14 protein-coding genes are annotated in these 16887 nt (G+C 40.3%); 4 read left to right on the plus strand and 10 right to left on the minus strand.

The window, feature by feature from the left end; all coding sequences use genetic code 11:
- Positions 1-55: 55 nt before the first annotated feature.
- Positions 56-2938, minus strand: a complete 2883-nt coding sequence (locus ACNSN3_RS11585; protein ID WP_418607434.1) for a M16 family metallopeptidase — start codon at positions 2936-2938, stop codon at positions 56-58.
- 246 nt (positions 2939-3184) lie between these two features.
- On the opposite strand from ACNSN3_RS11585, the gene ACNSN3_RS11590 reads away from it, so the two are divergent.
- A complete protein-coding gene (locus ACNSN3_RS11590; RefSeq protein WP_109874204.1) occupies positions 3185-4141 on the plus strand; it encodes a methylenetetrahydrofolate reductase in 957 nt (318 codons plus the stop codon).
- A 296-nt stretch (positions 4142-4437) separates the two neighbouring features.
- Here ACNSN3_RS11590 and ACNSN3_RS11595 read toward each other — a convergent pair whose 3' ends face one another.
- From ACNSN3_RS11595 to ACNSN3_RS11605, 3 genes are all read right to left on the minus strand, one after another.
- On the minus strand, positions 4438-5367 hold the full coding sequence (locus tag ACNSN3_RS11595) for a hypothetical protein (protein ID WP_109874203.1): 930 nt from the start codon (positions 5365-5367) through the stop codon (positions 4438-4440).
- Positions 5368-5624: 257 nt separating this feature from the next.
- Positions 5625-6872: a DEAD/DEAH box helicase gene (locus ACNSN3_RS11600; protein ID WP_109874202.1), complete on the minus strand. Its 1248-nt coding sequence runs from the start codon at positions 6870-6872 to the stop codon at positions 5625-5627.
- Positions 6873-6963: 91 nt separating this feature from the next.
- Entirely contained in the window at positions 6964-7668 is a 705-nt protein-coding gene (locus ACNSN3_RS11605; RefSeq protein WP_016900441.1) for a DUF3581 domain-containing protein, read from the minus strand.
- A 156-nt stretch (positions 7669-7824) separates the two neighbouring features.
- Here ACNSN3_RS11605 and ACNSN3_RS11610 point away from each other — a divergent pair, with 156 nt between their 5' ends.
- Both ACNSN3_RS11610 and ACNSN3_RS11615 read left to right on the plus strand, forming a co-directional pair.
- On the plus strand, positions 7825-8220 hold the full coding sequence (locus ACNSN3_RS11610; protein WP_418607436.1) for a hypothetical protein: 396 nt from the start codon (positions 7825-7827) through the stop codon (positions 8218-8220).
- Between the two features lie 88 nt (positions 8221-8308).
- Entirely contained in the window at positions 8309-9160 is an 852-nt protein-coding gene (locus ACNSN3_RS11615) for a CPBP family intramembrane glutamic endopeptidase (RefSeq protein ID WP_138595633.1), read from the plus strand.
- 57 nt (positions 9161-9217) lie between these two features.
- Here ACNSN3_RS11615 and gltX read toward each other — a convergent pair whose 3' ends face one another.
- The 3 genes from gltX to proB all read right to left on the minus strand — a co-directional run bounded on the left by gltX (position 9218) and on the right by proB (position 12322).
- Positions 9218-10702, minus strand: a complete 1485-nt coding sequence (gene gltX, locus ACNSN3_RS11620; RefSeq protein ID WP_008111109.1) for a glutamate--tRNA ligase — start codon at positions 10700-10702, stop codon at positions 9218-9220.
- 50 nt (positions 10703-10752) lie between these two features.
- The gene (locus ACNSN3_RS11625) at positions 10753-11112 is read right to left on the minus strand and encodes a glutaredoxin family protein (RefSeq protein WP_008111110.1); all 360 of its coding nucleotides are present in this window, start codon (positions 11110-11112) and stop codon (positions 10753-10755) included.
- A gap of 106 nt (positions 11113-11218) precedes the next feature.
- The gene (gene proB / locus ACNSN3_RS11630) at positions 11219-12322 is read right to left on the minus strand and encodes a glutamate 5-kinase (RefSeq protein ID WP_138595635.1); all 1104 of its coding nucleotides are present in this window, start codon (positions 12320-12322) and stop codon (positions 11219-11221) included.
- 131 nt (positions 12323-12453) lie between these two features.
- Between proB and ACNSN3_RS11635 the strand changes: the two genes are divergently transcribed.
- Positions 12454-13413 (plus strand): DMT family transporter, encoded by a 960-nt coding sequence (locus ACNSN3_RS11635; RefSeq protein WP_418607439.1) that lies wholly within the window; start codon positions 12454-12456, stop codon positions 13411-13413.
- Here the strand turns inward: ACNSN3_RS11635 and ACNSN3_RS11640 are convergent.
- Genes ACNSN3_RS11640 through pdsO form a run of 3 tightly spaced genes read right to left on the minus strand, consistent with a single transcriptional unit; the run spans position 13308 to position 16662 of the window.
- Positions 13308-13913: a class GN sortase gene (locus ACNSN3_RS11640; RefSeq protein ID WP_138595637.1), complete on the minus strand. Its 606-nt coding sequence runs from the start codon at positions 13911-13913 to the stop codon at positions 13308-13310. The two genes, ACNSN3_RS11635 and ACNSN3_RS11640, sit on opposite strands and share 106 nt — an antisense overlap.
- The gene (locus tag ACNSN3_RS11645) at positions 13910-15910 is read right to left on the minus strand and encodes a marine proteobacterial sortase target protein (RefSeq protein WP_138595639.1); all 2001 of its coding nucleotides are present in this window, start codon (positions 15908-15910) and stop codon (positions 13910-13912) included. The genes ACNSN3_RS11640 and ACNSN3_RS11645 overlap by 4 nt, the downstream gene beginning before the upstream one ends.
- Before the next feature lie 26 nt (positions 15911-15936).
- Positions 15937-16662, minus strand: coding sequence for a sortase-associated OmpA-like protein PdsO (pdsO, locus tag ACNSN3_RS11650; RefSeq protein WP_054201826.1), 726 nt, complete (start codon positions 16660-16662; stop codon positions 15937-15939).
- Positions 16663-16887: the final 225 nt, after the last annotated feature.

Consider the following 16887-nt stretch of genomic DNA (forward strand, 5'->3'; position numbering starts at 1 on the left):
AAAAATGCCCCAATGCTTACGGCACAGGGGCATTTTTTATATTTAAGAACTTAAATTATTGAAATACTTTATCCACCTTTACTACTTCAATATTTTTTGCAGGAATTGCTAATTTATAATTAGCAATTACCTTATCTTCAGCCACTAACTCGGCAGGCTTATCGGTGTTGTACACCATAGGCGAGGTTTGCATAGTTGCTAAACGTTTTTGCATATCTTCACCATCACCGGTAACAAACACATAGTGAATATTCTCAGTTTGTAGGTTGTCTTTTATCACTCGATTTATATCGTCAACAGTCAATGTTTTAAGCTTGTTTGTTACATAGTTTACAAAACTATCGGTGTTATAAAACTCGCTATCTAGCGCATAACCTAACTGGCGATTTTGACTAGCAACCATTTGTGGCACAAAGTTAATTAAAAAGTTACGCGTGGCTTCAAAATCAGCCTCAGTCATGCCATTTTTAATTAGCTTATCTAGCTCAAATAATGCGGTACGGGTAGCAAAATGCGCATCGTTGTTTGAGCGCAGTGAACGCAGCCACACTTGGAATATTTGCTCAGAGCGCCCTAAGTTTGCATCCGGTTTAGTTTGAAACATACCTCGAGGGAAGTATTCAATGTAGGCGTAATCACCGTAATTCATACCACGGGTTTGACGAATACGTTCGTACAAGTAACTGTTAGAACTACGATGCTCACCAAAGTACGAACGCACTAACCACAATGCAGTCCAGTCGTCGCTGCTACGAATGGTATCAATAGGAAAACCAAACGATACAGCCGTTGATTGCGCTGACTTTTCAACAATTGTTGCATGATGACCTTCAAGCACTGGCGCATCAGGGATTGTTAAGCGGCTTTGTTCGCCTTTTGGAAGTGTCGCCAAGTCAGCTAACATTTGTGCTTTAAGTTTTTCAGGCACGGCACCAATTAAACCCACAGTAAGTTTAGCTTGTGTAAGTTCAGCATTATAAAACGCTTTAACATCATCAAGAGTGAGCGCTTCTAAATCTGATAAGTCACCGTAGTTATAGCTTTCATAAGGGTGACCTTTATAAAGTACGCTGTAGAGCACTTCTTTACCCAACTCTTCATCATTAGAGGCTTTTAAACCCGACTTAATGCCATCGATCATTTCTTTTTTCAGACGCTTAAAGTCATCTTCTCTAAAGCCTGGGCTTAACAGCTGCTCACTCACTAAGGCATACCACTGAGCAGCATTATCTTTATGAATACGCCCTTGGAACGACAGCATTTCTTTATCTATTTGATAACCAAAGCTACCCGCCAGCGGATACATTGCCTTTTTAATATCTTTGTAACTCATTGAGGTTGAGCCACCTTGCGCCAGCATTGCGGCAGTTAAAGCCGCTACGCCTTTTTTACCCTGCGGATCGGCAGCGGCACCGGTATTAAATAATAAGTTAATATCGATTAACGGCGAGCTATTAGTTTTATCCAGCACCTTAAAAATAGGCTTACTCGGTACTTGCTGATACTTAGCGACCAAGGCATCTAAATCGCTTTCTTGTTCAAAACCAGGGGCTTTATCAAGTGCTGACATAGTAATTGTGGTGCGGGCATTATCAACAAAATACTTATTTGCAACGGCTCTAATATCTTCGCTAGTGATATTGTCTGCTGATTTATACAGTTGGTTTATCACCTCAGGATCGCGCTCAAAATGCATATAGCTGGCAAGTGAAGAGGCAATTGCTTGCGATGAATCTAAACCATTTATAAAGCTGTATTTAAGATTAGACTTTAAATCGCTGAGTTTTTGGCTATCAACCAACTCGGTACGCGCTTTGGCATAGGTACGGTTTATAGCATCACGCACTGTGGCTAAATCATCGGCATTTTCAACTTTTACAAATACATGCAGTAACCCTGGATCTTTAGTTTCAGGATTATAGGTAAACATTTGACTCGCGATTTGCTTTTCTACTACCAGCTCTTGGTAAATATCTGAATTGCTCGAAAAATAAAGCTGCGACAGTAAATCTAATGCGGCTCTGTCTTTTTTCTGAGGCTCCCATGCAGCCCCTTTATACGACACAAGTAACCAGTGACCAGGTAATCCTTCGTTTTGCTCATGCACATATTTTGGCGCTTGTTGAGTTGGCTCTTTTGGAATATCAGCAACATAGTCACCTTTTTGCCAGTTACCCCAGTGCTTTTTAACCATCGCCATGGTCTCTTTTGGATCAACATCACCAACAATCACAAGCGATACATATTCAGGCTTATAAAACTTAGCAAAAAACTCTTTACCGTAGGCCATTTGATCTGGCATGGCTTCAATATCTTCAAAAAAGCCCATAGTAGTGTGTTTATAGGTATGCTTATCGAACGCTTCTTGGCGTACCGCACTTAATAATTTACGAATTGGACTGGCATTATTTTTTAAGTACTCGCCTTTAACCGTTAGCGCTTCGGTTCTAAATTGCTCTTCGGTGTAGCTTAGGTTTTGAAAAATATCAGCTTCAATCTCAAGTACTTTATCAAGATGTTGTTTTGAAAAATTTAAGTGGTAGTTAGTGTAATCGTTAGTTGTATAGGCGCGGTTATCAACCCCTGAATTTTTTAAAATATCTGAATACACATCTTGCGGAAACTTTTCAGAGCCTTTAAACATCATATGTTCAAAAAAGTGAGCAAAACCAGTTTTACCTGCTTCCACTTCATTACGCGAGCCAACAGATACAGGTATTTGTAGCGATACTACATCTGGGTAATCGGTTTTAACTACCATCACACGTAGGCCGTTATCTAGCTCTTCTATTAGGTAATCTTGTGAAAAAACACGCTCATCTGCTTTATTAACTTGTTCTTGTTGAGCTGCTGTTTGCGTGTTTTGACTTTGCTGCATAGCACAACCGGTTAAGGCCAGCGATACCGCTAGGCTAGTTGCCAATAATTTAAATTTCATTGTTATCCCTTTTTAAATTGAGCAATTTTTAAAACATTTACCAAACTAAGTATGCCGTAAAGTAATTAAATATAAGAGCCCTAAGCCTATTAATTATGTAAACAACTGTGTCAGTTAACTCTTTTCAGATTTAACTATGAAAATAATTCACGTTAATTGAGAAACTCTCAATAAATAAATCTATCTAGACGTCTAAATGGCTGCTATATTAAATCCATCATCACAAATTAAGCTGGAATGGGGATTATGGCTTTATCACTTCAAGAAAAAATACAGGACACCAACCAAGGTGTTTACCTAATTGGCACAACACCGCCAAAAATTGGGACTGATAAAGCGCAATTAAAAATCATTGCCGAAAAGTTATTAGGCCGTTTACACGAAATTGAATATGACGGTGTGATTATTTATGACATTCAAGATGAAAGCAGCCGTACAGAGCAAGCGCGTCCATTTGCATTTAAGCAAACAGTTGATCCGCGCGAGTACAGTCAACTCTTACGAGGCTTATCTGATCTTGATGTAATTACTTATAAAAGTGTAGCTCAGCGCGGTGTGAGTGAGTTTAAAGCGTGGTTAGATGAAACTAAAAATGACTACGATTTAAAAAACGTAGTGTTAGTGGGCAGCCCATCATCAGCGGGTGATATAAAGCTGAGCTTACCGAATGCCTACAAAACACTAGCAGAGCAGTCAGAAGACTTCTTTTTAGGTGGTGTAACCATTGCTGAGCGCCATGCCAATAAGCGCAACGAGCACCAACGCTTAATAGAAAAAACAGCACAAGGGTGCCAGTTTTTTATCTCTCAAGCCGTTTACAACGCACAAGCAACCATAGATTTAATAACCAGTTATGCGCGCACATGCAAAGCACAAGGCCTGACACCTAATCGGATTATATTAACCTTTACGCCTTGTGGTGGTGAAAAAACCTTAGAGTTTATGCAGTGGCTAGGCATCTCAGTGCCAGAGGCAACTAAATGGCGCATGCTTGATTCGGAAAATACATTAAGCGAATCGGTGCGTATTTGTCGCGAAAACCTCGACTCGATTTTAAAAAGCTGTGCCCACTTAGGTGTACCGCTGGGCTTAAATATTGAAAGCTTAACCAACCGTAAAGAAGAAATTGACGCGTCAATTAACTTATACCGTTTATTAAAAGCGATTATGGAACTCAACCTTGCGGAGAAACTGATAGCTTAATTGCGGGGTTCGGGGTTCGGGGTTCGGGGTTCGGGGTTCGGGGTTCGGGGTTCGGGCAGAATGATAAGCTACATAAAATAAGCCGGTTCAAGTAGTTAGCTTCGTTTATTTTAATAAGTACTAACTTGATCTGTCAGGTTTAAACTGTAGGACTTTATCAAAGCTTCATTTTGGCAAAGTGCCATGAGCGGACGTTAACGCCGCGTTAAGCGGACTAAAATTGTGGGTTGTAATGTGTAGCGAAGCGAAACATAACCCACTGTTTCTTTTCAGTTTAAGCGCCTTGTTATAAGTAATCAGCTCGAAACAAAGTGGTCCGTATTACTTATATACATTTTAATGTTTTGATACACTAGCGTGTTGTTTCTGGGGCCTATTTTATTCTTAGATTCTTTTACATTTACAGACCATTGCCCAAAGAAAACATACTCATCTCCAATTACTAGCGATTTGATAACCTCTGGGTTTTTCACGACTATTTGTACCACAGTTTTTTTGACGACTCCTTTGCTGTCAGGCTCAACAAACGGAGAATGTAATTCAACAACATGATAAGGAAACGTTGCCATTGGTTCTGATATTTTATAAATGAGCCCCGAAATGGAAAGAGGAAGAGTGTATTTTTTTCCTCCATAGTACTTAATAAAGTCAGTTAAGTTTTCATTATCGAAGAAAAATCTAGACCATGGAATTTTCTTACCTTTAAACTTTAAAACAATGAGAGACTTGAGTTCGTTATTATTTTCACAAAGAACTCTCAATTCAATTATCTGCTTTAAGGTACGTAAATAGTTACTTAGATTACCTTTATTGGAATATGATTTGTCACTTTCATTACCAGATCCCCAACCCTCAGACTTTTTACCCACTTCAATACTTGATAGTTCACGAAGTGCTTTGATTAGCACATGTAACCTAAACTCATATTTTTTATCCGATATCGCTTGAAATACTTCTGATTGAGAGCTTTTAGCAATAATATTCAATGCCCCTGAAATGTTGTACTTACATCCACTCGCATGAATCTCACTAGGCTTTAAACGAAAACAAGGTGGGATCTCTATTGTTTTTGATGCACACTTTCTTGGATGTCTACTAACAAAAGAAAGTTCTGCATTACATCCAACAGTTGCACAACTAATTTTTCCTTGTGGGTTTTTCTCATAACATACAACATTTACTATTTTATTATTAGTTAATCTAGCACTTGGTATTTTGCTTCCCACGGAACCTCCGTTTTACTTATAACAACTTTATCAGAGGACACTTTCCCTATTTTAGCGCGAAAACGTCTTTGTTTTGTGAACTTACATTAATAGAAAATAGTATAAGTGATTGCCAGCTATAAATATTATGCTTTCTGTAACTCATATAAACATGTAAAAAAGAGGAAAGCTTCCTCTTATTCTTATTAAGTTAATCACAACTCACCTGAATGACTATATCTCGCTCTTAGCTGCCTGTTAGGTGAAGTCCTAAGCTTTTATTTACGTCTTCTATTTGGCGCTCTTTGCCCTGTGATACGTTTTTTATCGCGATCTTTACGCGCTTTGTTGGTGTTTTTACGGTTATCTTTAGGGGGCTTGTTTAAATCAGGCTCGTAACCTTCTAGCCATTGTGGTGTTAAGCGGGTATCAAGCAATACTTCAATTTCTTCAAGCAGCCATTGCTCATCTAAGCTCACTAATGACATCGCTAAACCTTGCTCGCCAGCACGCCCTGTACGGCCAATACGATGCACATAATCTTCAGCTATGTATGGCAATTCAAAGTTAATTACGTATTTAAGTGCCGGTATGTCTAAACCGCGCGCCGCTACATCGGTGGCCACTAAAACACGCGTACTGCCTTCTTTGAAGTTTTGTAATGCGCGGTCGCGAGCACCTTGTGATTTATCACCATGAATAGATTCGGTTTTTAAACCATCTTTACACATTTCTTTGGCAAGCTTATCGGCCATTTGTTTTGTGCGGGTGAATATAAGTACTTGGCGCCAGTTTTTCATGCCAATCATGTGCGATACCAGTTCGCGCTTTCTGTCTTCATCTACTGCGTAAATAACTTGTTCAACCTCTACAGCAGCAGAGTTGCGCTTATCGACTTCAATAAGCTCAGGGTCTTTGAGCAATTTTTTACTCAGCTCAAATACACTGTCATCAAAGGTGGCGGAAAACAGTAAGGTTTGACGATCGCCTGGGATGTGACGCAGTATTCGTTTAATTTCGTCAATAAAACCCATATCAAGCATACGGTCGGCTTCATCAAATACTAACGAATCAACACTTGAAAGCACCACACTGCCCTTCACTATATGATCAAGTAAGCGCCCTGGCGTTGCCACTATTACTTGCGCTGTTTTAAGTGCTTTGATTTGTGGGCCAATGCTTGCGCCACCATAGGCAAGTGCACCTTTTATATCTGTACCTTGTGCGTATTTTTCAAAGCTTGCAAATACTTGCTGAGCAAGCTCCCTAGTGGGCGTTAAAATAACCACACGGGCAATGCCTGGTTCGTCTTTTTTAGCGGAATTTAAAAGCTTATGTAATAGCGGCAAAACAAAAGCGGCTGTTTTACCAGTACCAGTTTGAGCGCTGCCCATAACGTCTTTGCCCGCTAAAATTGGCGGTATCGTTTTGTGCTGAATGGCGGTAGGCGTAGTGTAATTATTTTGCTCTATTGCAGTTAATAGTAACGGGTCTAGGGCTAGTGATGAGAACGATGTGGCAGACATAAGCTTGGCTTTAAAATAACAAAGAACGCTATTATACCTGAGCTTAAGTAATAAAAAAGGCGCTAAATAGCGCCTAAGTAAAATGAAGTATTTAAGCCGGTTTTAATGTGGCTTTACGCTCATTATAAAATGCAATTAAATCATCTACGGTACTTTGACAGTATTCACGAATACCCGATACCACCATGTGTTTTTCACCAAAACCCACCTTTTCGCCGTTTTCTAATAAATTAAAGCGCAAGGTTATTTTGCCGCGTTTACCAGCGTATTCAAAGCTTGGCTCTGCAAACTCTAGGGTCGGTGATTTAATATCAATGTTATTAAGATTAATTATCATTGATTCATAAATAATCATAGGGCGCGCAGGGTTTATCATTACCTCTTGCTTGCCCATTAAAGGAATAATTACATGCGGGAACGCAGCACCTGAGAACTCAACATAATTTTTTATTAGACTGTTTGTAAGTGTTGGGCATTTACTGGTTTTACCGTCGCGTTTAACCTTTAAAATTACTTTTTCGCCATGGTTTACATCAAACTCTTCTCCTGGTTGTTCTGGAAAATTTAGCTTGGTATTTTCATCAACCATACCGGCAAAGGTAAACTCCATTCGCTCACTAATGCCATAGCGGTCTAACACTAGAGAAAAAAGTAAGTCTCCTGGTGCGCAAAACTTTTTAGCGTCTTTATCATGAAGCGGGTTGTAGTCGTCGGCTACACATTTAGCAAAGCGACAACCTTGCTCACGAGAAATTGAAACATAATCAGCATGCTGCTGATAGTAAGGACTTAACATAGTGTGTTCACTGCTTAAACTGCTTATAACCTAGCTATACTACCAGAAAAAAAATCTTGAGAGGTCGAATCTGTTTAATAAAGGCGAAAAATGATAATTTGCAACTCGCTAATTAACTAAGTAAATTAGGCAAATACGAGTTTAAGGGATTAACTAATGAAGTATTTTTCTTTATTAATATGCGCGGTTTCATTATTAACTGGCTGTAATAACATTACTTACACAACCAATATCGACGACGAGGTTTTATCAGAACACGTTTCAAGCCACATTAAAAAACGTGGCCTAGAGCAGTTTTACAGTGTACAAGACGCTCTCGATAGAGGTGCAAGCCCCCTTGGTGGAATAAAAGGCGAAAGCTGCGATGTATCAGATGATACGCAAACATCCTCAATTAGCTATAACCGTTTGAAATCACAAGCTATAGAATCCCTTAAAAATGATGTGCTTTATTTAGGTGGCAATGCATTTACACTAGAGCAGTGCCAATCAGTATCCCGCTACAATTGTGATTTAGCCGTTATTTGTACCGGACAAGCCTATAATTATTAATAGCTCAAAATTATCTAATTGAGACTATAACGCTATGTGATTCATTTTCACTCATTTCCCTCTATCAAACAACAAGCTGTATTTGCCAATGACTTTTTACTTTTTAGCTGCCGCTATTTTATGTGTTTTCCCACAGTGTAAACTCACTGTATTTCGCCAACCATTATGGCAATACTTATTGCTGCTAAGTGTTATTACTGCCTATTATCAACAATATATAAATTTAAACGCGGTTGCTGTTATAGCTGTTTATGTGGGATTGTTTCACTTTATGCTATTGGCAACCTCAGCGTTAAAACGTAATGTTCTAACGTCTTTATTTATAATAGCCTCACTCGGGTTGGCCTTACACTGGTTTGCGGGTTTTAATAACCTGCCAATTGTTGTTAATGAACAAGTCACCAGTAACGCAATTGCATTTACCTTGTATGCTAATTTTGATAAAGCATTAGCGGGTTTAATGCTGAGCGCTTATTTTTTTGCAAAAAACAAAACGGCAAAGCCAATAACTATCGGCTACCCTGCTTTAATCATAATTATCACTATTTTAGCGGCGCTTATAACTGCTTTAACGTTAAACCTTGTTGAATTTGCGCCAAAAGTACCTGAATTTTGGTTGTTATTTATAGCTATCAACCTACTTTTTACCTGCGTTGCAGAAGAGGCATTATTTAGGGGAGTGATACAAACTAAGCTTTCAAAACTAATAACCCCGAGCAGGTTTGCACTGCTCGCACCGGTGATCAGTACTTGTGTATTCTCACTGGCACACTTTTCAGCGGGTACTCATTATATGCTTGTGGCGGCCGTTGCAGGTTTTGGATATGGCTATATTTACTATAAAACAAGCCGGTTAGAATGGGCCATTTTATGTCATTGGCTCGTTAACGTGTTTCATTTTTTCTTATTTACTTACCCTATGCTGGCAACTCCATCTTAAAACTACAGGCACAAAAAAGCCGCTTAAATTAAGCGGCTTTTGAATCTGTATACGCGATTACGCACTTGGGTAATCGCGGTATGCGCGTTCTATCTTTTTAGCCTGCTTTTTAGAAATACCTAAATGAGCCAACGCAACACGTAAACGTGCACGCGATAGGTCAGACCCTAAAATCTCCATTGCATCTAATACCGAGGTAGACGATGTTTTGCCGGTAATAGCCACAAATATAGGCTCTAAGAAGTCTTTAATTTTAAGCTCGTGGAAGGTAGCGACTTCTTTTGCAATTGCAAAAATAGCTGGTTTTTCAAAGCTACGTAAGCCTTCTAACTGCCATACAAAAAATTGTAATGCTTGGCGAATAACATCTTCGTCAGCTTTACCGGCTGTTAATAGCGCTGGGTCGTAGGTCGGGATGCCGCCTACAAAGTGCCCTGCTAAATCAACCATGTCAGAGAGTGTATTTATACGCGTTTTAGCTTCAGGTAAGACTTTAGCCAGCATGTCACCATTAAATTTCCAGTCAACAAAACGCTGCATTAGCTCTGCATCAGTTAAGTTTTCGCGGATCCACATACCGTTTAACCAGCTTAACTTGTCTACGTCGAATACTGGGCCACCAAGCGATACACGCTTCATGTCAAAATGTTCAATCATTTCATTAAGGGTGAACTTTTCACGCTCATCAGGCATTGACCAACCCATACGGCCTAAGTAGTTTAGTACCGCTTCTGGTAAGTAACCCATTTCTTTGTAGTAATTAATAGACGTTGGGTTTTTACGCTTAGACAGTTTTGATTTATCTGGATTACGCAATAATGGTAAGTGACCTAGTACCGGTGCTTCCCAACCAAAATCTTCATACAGTTTTAATAACTTAGGCGCTGAGTTTATCCACTCTTCACCACGGAAAATGTGGCTAATTTGCATATGGTGATCATCCACCACGTTAGCTAAAAAGTACGTTGGAAAACCATCCGCTTTTAATAGCACTTGCATGTCTACGTTTTCCCACGGGATCTCAATTTCGTCGCGTAGGTAATCGTTAAACTTAAAGGTACCTTCGCTTGGGATTTTCATACGTATAACGTACGGTTTACCAGCAGCTAGGTTTGCTTTAATTTCGTCTTCTGTATGGTTTAAGCCACGGCCATCGTATTTAGGACGCAGACCTTCGGCCATTTGTTCTTCACGCATTTGGTCCAGTTCTTCGCTGGTTGCGAAACAGTAGAATGCTTTGCCGTCTTCAACTAACTGATGAGCGTATTTTTTATATAAATCACTGCGCTCAGATTGACGGTATGGACCAAATTCACCACCTACATCAGGACCATGATCCCACTCAAGGCCTAACCAGCGTAAGCTATCCATGATGGCTTGTTCAGATTCTGGTGTGCTGCGAACTTGGTCAGTATCTTCAATACGAAGTACAAATTCACCGCCTTGCTGTTTAGCAAAACAGTAGTTAAATAAGGCAATGTAAGCGGTGCCAAGATGCGGGTCACCTGTTGGTGACGGAGCAACACGGGTACGAATTGTCATGGTAATGTCTCTTTTAATAAGTGAGATGGTATGAAATACCAATAAATATTTTAAGCGGCTACTTTGTTTAAGTAAGCAATAATATCGTTTGATTCATAAAGCCATTTTACTTGGCCATCTTGCTCAATACGTAAACAAGGTACTTTAACTTTTCCGCCTTGCTCTAATAGCTCTTGACGGTATTGCTCATCATTTTTTGCATCGCGTGTTTCAATTTTTAAGCCTTCACGCTTAATTGAACGGCGCACTTTTACACAAAAAGGGCATGCTTTGAATTGATAGAGCTTAAATTGTGCGGTTTGCTGATCAAGCTTAGTTTGCTCTTGCGGATCACGTTTTTTGCTACGCGGCGTAAAAACAAAATTAAAAAATAAGATGATACAACCTAAAACCCAGCGAACTAATTTCATCTTCAATACTCTTTACAACAAATTTAAGGTGCAAGATTTTAACACAAAAAAGCGCAACACTATAAGCGGATTATACGTTGCGCTATATCGTTAAAAAAGTGCTTAATTACAACACCACCATATCATCTCTGTGTAGCACTTCCACGCCGCTATCGTAATCAAGTAAATGGCTGATTTGATTAGAATGTGCGCCTTTTATTTTATCGATTTCAAGATGGCTAAAGCGCGTTAACCCCCGTGCAATAATTTGCTGGTTTACATCAATTAAGTTAATTAAATCTCCACGTTCAAATTCACCTATTGCACGCGTAATACCTTTAGCAAGTAAACTAGCCCCCTTAGATTGCAATGCATGCACCGCACCGGCATCAATTAAAATTTGGCCACTACTTTTAGGCCCTGCCAATAACCATTTTTTTCGGCCATCTTTAGGCGCGGTAAGTTTTAAAAAACGGGTGCCTGGTAATTGCTCGCTCATGCATTTTAAAATCACGTTTTCATCAGCGCCTTTGGCAATAATCACCTCAACCCCAGCTCTTCTGGCAATATCCGCGGCCTGTAATTTGGTTGCCATACCCCCTGTGCCTAGGTTCGTACCGCTGCCACCCGCAAGTTGGCGTAACTCATCATTAATATGGGTAACTTCGTCAATCAAGGTGGCGTTAATGTCGGTGCGCGGATCGCTGGTGAATAACCCTTGTTGGTCGGTCAGTAGCAGTAACTTATCGGCATTGGCTAAAATAGCCACCAATGCCGACAAGTTATCGTTGTCACCTACTTTTATTTCGCTAGTAGCAACTGCGTCATTTTCATTAATGATCGGCACTACATCGTAATTTAATAGGGCATTGAGGGTATCGCGTGCATTTAAATAGCGCTCTCTGTCGTCAACATCGGCGCGCGTTAGTAGCATTTGCCCGACGTTAATGCCATACAACGCAAATAAGCTTTGCCAAATATGAATGAGCTGCCCCTGTCCAATGGCGGCCAACATTTGTTTGTCTATTAATGTGCGCCCACAGGGTTTTAATAGCTGTTCGCGACCTGCGGCAACCGCACCGCTTGATACTAAAATAACGTGATGACCTTGCTTTTTTAGCTCACAGCATTGGCGAACAAGTTCCACCATATGTGCTTTGTCTAACTTATCGGTACCGCCAGTGAGTACGCTTGTACCTAGCTTTACAACTACGACCTGATCCCTTTGCATGTTTTTTACTTAGCGCAATAAATGATGAATTTATTTATACCAGTTCGGTATTTTTGAACAAGTAAAAAATATTCAATCACCCCCTCTGCATGCTAGGATCGCACTATATTCAACCGATTAAATTACACCTTATGCCTGCCAGTTTATGTTTAATTATTGCCACCTTTTTGTGGGGTAGCTCCTTTATTGCACTTAAATACGCGATTGCGATTTATGACCCTGCCTTGGTGATATTTTTACGTATGCTCACCACTTTACTGATTTCGTTATGTTTATGGCGTTACGTAATTCGTTTTGAATATTTAAAAGGCGATTGGAAGTACTTATTAGGCATGTCGCTGGCTGAGCCGTGCTTGTACTTTTTATTTGAAGGCCACGCAATGGAGTACACCTCAGCATCTCAGGCGGGGGTGATTGTTTCTTGTTTACCCATTATTGTGGCATTTTTAGCGTTTTTCATGCTCAAAGAGCATATTAGTAAAGCTATTGTGGTGGGTTTTACGCTGTGTATTGGCGGCAGTATTTTACTGACCCTACTTTCACCCAGCTCAAGCCAAGCTCCAAACCCATTACTGGGGAATTTTTTAGAATTAATGGCCATGGTGTGCGCGGCATTTTATACCGTGTGTATAAAACATTTAGCTAACCGCTACTCCCCGCTCACATTGATTGCTCTGCAAGGCGTGAGTGGTAGTTTGTTTTTTGCTCCGTTTTTATTATTTATTGACCTACCCAGTGAAAACCAACACGATTTAACCGCACTAATGAGCATTTTGTACTTAGGCTCTTGTGTTACTTTGGGTGGGTACGGCATGTACAACTATGCGATTAGTAAAGTGTCGGTATTAACCGCCGCGGCTTACTCTAATTTAATCCCTATTTTCACTTTAATTTTGTCAGCCATTATCCTTAACGAAGTACTGACTCTTGGCCAGTGGATCAGCATATTTGTGGTATTTATAGGCGTAATGATTAGTCAACACCATCAAGAACTAGTGGTCGATATTCCTAACTCAACTTCGGGTGAGGATATTTCTGCCGACACTAACCATCTTAAATCAGTACCCGAGGCCAGTGAATCAAAAGGGTAACAGGTTAATAAATACAACCCTGATTGCTGCAAAAAATCGGTGTTGTACTGATGAATTACCTCAACGTGTGTTACTGAATAATGCTGCACTTGGCCATTTTTAAGTTGTAGAGAAAATTGCTCCCCCACTTTAGCGTTTTTTAAAAACGCAAAGTGGGTATCGTTGTGGCCAGCAATAAGTGCTCCTTGCGAGTTACCAAAATCAGCCCCACCTAACTCCCCAGCTGGTAAAAAGTGGCTCGGCGCAAACGCTAAGTTTCTACCACTTGCACCATCAAGCACGGTTAGTCGCTTATTATGCTTTGGCCATATTATTTGTGCCACGGGGTAACTATCAGCATAAAACCACGGCTTAATTTTTTTATTGGGCGATTTAAGGGTCGTTTGCCAAGCTTGCTCTATTAACACTTGTGCAAGCCACGCCTTTGCCTGCATGTATACACCATGGCCAAACAAGCTCAGCCCCAAGGCTAGTAAACCTATGCTTAGCCACTTTTTCATTTACAGCGCCTCACTAACAAAAGACCACCTAGAAGCAATAATACTCCAAACACAATATGCACTTTGCTTTGCCCATCAGTTTGCGGCAAGCGCATGGTCATTCCTTGTGGCATAGCATTAGCCACTTGTGTGCTTTGTTTAGCAACTTCTTTTATGGTCGTCTCTTCTATAGCAATAAACGCAGTAAATGGGCTAAGTAATTGATGCTCAAGCGCGAGCTGCTGCACTTGCTGTTTTACAACACTTTGTTGGTTGTATAACAATAACGACTTTATTTTTTGACGTGCCCAAAGCTTATCAATTCCAGTGGCCTTTGAACTTGCTTGCGGATTAAGCTTAACCTTAAACTCCCCATGCGCCGTTTGCCCCGTAAAAGTAATTGCATCGGTATTATCTAATTTAATGGCCACCATAATGGGCTCAGCAAAATATAGGTCAGGCAAAGGTGAGGGCCAAAAATCTAAGCTGTCTCCATTTGTATTTGTCAACGCCAAATTAGTCATAGCCGGGTGAGCAAGTTTATCAAACAACTGCTGCATTTTCGGCTGCACATCATGAGCACTGCTTATAAAGGTGTAAGTTCCCTTGCCTATATCAGCGGCACGACGCATAAAATAACGGTTAGGCGCACTACCAATGCCCACAGTAAATAAACGGCTATCACCTAAGGTGTGCGCAATATGTTTAAATAATTGATCTTCGTTACTTACGCTACCATCGGTTAAAAATACAACTTGGCGTACAAACCCTTCAAACTGCGTACCATCGAGTACTGCATCAAGTGCGCCTTTTATTTCAGTTCCGCCATCGGCTTGTAAGTTATAAATAAAACGCTCTGCGCGACGTAAATTAAAGTCACTGGCAATTAATGGGGTTTCACTCATAGCTGCAACCTCATTATTAAAACTGACAATATTGAAGCTATCATCACTATCTAATAATGATAATGCGTAAAACAGCGCTTTTTTAGCTTGTTCAATAGACTGCCCATGCATAGATCCCGAAGTATCAACTACAAACACCATTTCACGCGGTAAACGCTGAGATTGAGTAAAGCTATCGCTTGGCGGCATTAGCATTGCTAACGCATACTGCTCACCATTTTGTGCTTGCTGAGTAAAAAGTGCAGCTTGCGCTTGCGCTATTTGTAGTGGCTTAAACTCAAGTACAAAGTCTCTATTTATGGCTTGCTGTGGTTTTAGCACAATGCTGTATTGCCCAAATGCAGGGTTTTCAATATTAACTTGATGGTACTTAGCGTTTATATCAACCAATTCTAAGCCTATATCCATGTTAATTGTTAAGCTTAAATCGCTGGCATTTGCCGCCTCATTGGTTTGTTTTGTGTAAACAGGGCTTAACCAACCCTGTGGAGTGAACGAAGGTGCATTAGCGTTTTTTATCGCATGCTTATCTTGATCATCGTTAACTTCCCCTGTTATTGCATGATAGCGTGGCGTAATTGTAGTTGGAAAATGAATCGCAAAGATTCCGTGTTGGTAATCAATAATCTCTTGATACTCAAGCGTTATAGCTATTTCTTCTCCAGGCCCTACATTTGCCACATTTGTAATAAACATATTTGCACGTTGCTGTCGCAACAATGAAGCTTGTTTGCCTGCTTTTTTGGCAGCTTGGTACTGTTTTTCAGCTTGGCGTTTTTTTGTTATTTTACCTTTGATAACTCGCTCGCCAATGCGCATGGTCATTGCTTGCACGGCGCTTTCATCGGGTAAAGGAAATACATAACGTGCATTTACGGCAAAAGGGTTTTCATTTATGTAGTGCTGCGTAACTACAACACGATTAATTAGCCCTGTTAGGGTCATTTTTGCATCGCTTTTTAAAATAACCCCAGGGTTAACCGCCACTCCTTGGCTATCAAACAAGGATAGTTTTGGCGACTGTGCATGGCTTTTAAAGCTGGCCAAAAGCACGATAATAATAAAAATAAAAAGGCTTACCTTGGTAAGCACTTTGGTGGGTTTACTCAACATAAATCACTCCCTCGAACGCCTTGCGATTAATTGCTTGCTGTTTGGTCAGTCGTTTGATTTAGCGCACGGGTAGTGAGAGTAACGCGTCTGTCAAAAAAGTTATCTTCAAGGGTGTTACTGTTTGCTATGCTTTGCTGCTCGCCAAACGCTTGTGCGCTTAAACGTGTATGGCTAACCCCCTGTTTAATTAAGTAACTTTGTACGGCGTTTACTCTGGCTTTTGACAGTAATAAGTTCGCTTGCTCTGCACCGCGCTGATCGGCAAAGCCACTTAAATCGAGTGCGAGTTGCGGTTGGCTTTTTAATAACGCTACCAATTGATCAAGCTGCTTGGCAAAATGAGGAGCAATATCGCTAGATCCAGTTTTAAATTGCACCGTCATTGCCAATAAATTATTAAGCTGCGATTGAGTTAATTGCTCATTTTGTTGCGCCAGTAGTTCAAGTTGCGCCTCTAGGTGACTGTTATGATTAAGTACATGCTGGTAGTCGTTGGTTTTCTCTGCCATTACAGTTAAAGCTTGCTGCTGCTCAGCAATAGTTTGCTCAGCTACCTTGGCATCGCCAATCAAACCACCAGCAAATGCGCCTACAAACGCGCCGATTGGCCCACCAACAACACCCCCAATAATGGCACCAGTGCTCAGGCCAACAATTGTTTCTTTTTTTGCTTCTTTTGATGGGGTATCCGCAGCAAATACTGGCGTACAAAAAGTGCTAACAAGTGTGAGTGCGATTAATGTTTTCTTCATGATCTATTCCTTACTATTAATAATGGTTGGCAAGCTATTGGTTGGCACTTGCGTTGTATTGGTAATTTCAATAGCTGTATTAAAACACCATGAAGTGGCAATAAAGGGGAGTAAAAATGGCAAACTGCTGAGCAATTGTGGCAAAAAAATGGCAATTGTGTTTTTAACCTTACTTAGCGCAAAAACTTCGCTATAGTGCGCCTAAGTCAATATGAGTAATTAAAA

This window comes from Pseudoalteromonas sp. US3C1004 (assembly GCF_048401065.1).
In the GTDB taxonomy this organism is placed as follows: Bacteria; Pseudomonadota; Gammaproteobacteria; order Enterobacterales; family Alteromonadaceae; genus Pseudoalteromonas; species Pseudoalteromonas undina.

Coding starts and splice junctions, on each gene's coding strand:
- ACNSN3_RS11585 (WP_418607434.1), bottom strand. CDS start 2,938: ATGAAATTTAAATTATTGGCAACTAGCCTAGCGGTATCGCTGGCCTTA.
- ACNSN3_RS11590 (WP_109874204.1), top strand. CDS start 3,185: ATGGCTTTATCACTTCAAGAAAAAATACAGGACACCAACCAAGGTGTT.
- ACNSN3_RS11600 (WP_109874202.1), bottom strand. CDS start 6,872: ATGTCTGCCACATCGTTCTCATCACTAGCCCTAGACCCGTTACTATTA.
- ACNSN3_RS11605 (WP_016900441.1), bottom strand. CDS start 7,668: ATGTTAAGTCCTTACTATCAGCAGCATGCTGATTATGTTTCAATTTCT.
- ACNSN3_RS11610 (WP_418607436.1), top strand. CDS start 7,825: ATGAAGTATTTTTCTTTATTAATATGCGCGGTTTCATTATTAACTGGC.
- ACNSN3_RS11615 (WP_138595633.1), top strand. CDS start 8,309: ATGACTTTTTACTTTTTAGCTGCCGCTATTTTATGTGTTTTCCCACAG.
- gltX (WP_008111109.1), bottom strand. CDS start 10,702: ATGACAATTCGTACCCGTGTTGCTCCGTCACCAACAGGTGACCCGCAT.
- ACNSN3_RS11625 (WP_008111110.1), bottom strand. CDS start 11,112: ATGAAATTAGTTCGCTGGGTTTTAGGTTGTATCATCTTATTTTTTAAT.
- proB (WP_138595635.1), bottom strand. CDS start 12,322: ATGCAAAGGGATCAGGTCGTAGTTGTAAAGCTAGGTACAAGCGTACTC.
- ACNSN3_RS11635 (WP_418607439.1), top strand. CDS start 12,454: ATGCCTGCCAGTTTATGTTTAATTATTGCCACCTTTTTGTGGGGTAGC.
- ACNSN3_RS11640 (WP_138595637.1), bottom strand. CDS start 13,913: ATGAAAAAGTGGCTAAGCATAGGTTTACTAGCCTTGGGGCTGAGCTTG.
- ACNSN3_RS11645 (WP_138595639.1), bottom strand. CDS start 15,910: ATGTTGAGTAAACCCACCAAAGTGCTTACCAAGGTAAGCCTTTTTATT.
- pdsO (WP_054201826.1), bottom strand. CDS start 16,662: ATGAAGAAAACATTAATCGCACTCACACTTGTTAGCACTTTTTGTACG.